This window comes from Enterobacter cloacae complex sp. P6RS (assembly GCF_014982245.1).
GTDB classification, from domain to species: domain Bacteria; phylum Pseudomonadota; class Gammaproteobacteria; order Enterobacterales; family Enterobacteriaceae; genus Enterobacter; species Enterobacter bugandensis.
This window is the reverse complement of sequence record NZ_JADCLB010000072.1, coordinates 1-322: the sequence shown is the minus strand read 5'-3', so window position 1 is coordinate 322 and position 322 is coordinate 1. Positions and strand designations below refer to the sequence as shown.

The window sequence follows — 322 nt, the reverse complement described above, 5'->3', positions numbered from 1 at the left end:
GCACCGCTGACCCCCATGTTTCCGCCATTTTTACCAAATGCGGCCCGCACATCTGCTGCTGTTCGGTTCACGTTGTTTGTTAAAGCATCAACAATGACCATTGAACCATTTGGCCCAAATCCTTCATAGCGTAATTCAGAATATTGTTCATCTGCTGAACCTTTTGCTTTTTCAATAGCGCGATCAATAATATGTTTTGGTACATTGTATGTTTTGGCGCGTTCGATTACAAACCGTAATTTTTGGTTTGCATGAGGATCAGGGTCTCCTGACTTCGCTGCTACGTAAATTTCAATCCCGAATTTTGCATAAACACGGCTAT

1 protein-coding gene is annotated in these 322 nt (G+C 42.5%); it reads right to left on the bottom strand.

From position 1 onward, the window contains the following. On the bottom strand, positions 1-322 hold a 322-nt coding region (locus tag INF73_RS21975), incomplete at both ends, for a YebC/PmpR family DNA-binding transcriptional regulator (RefSeq protein WP_193547352.1).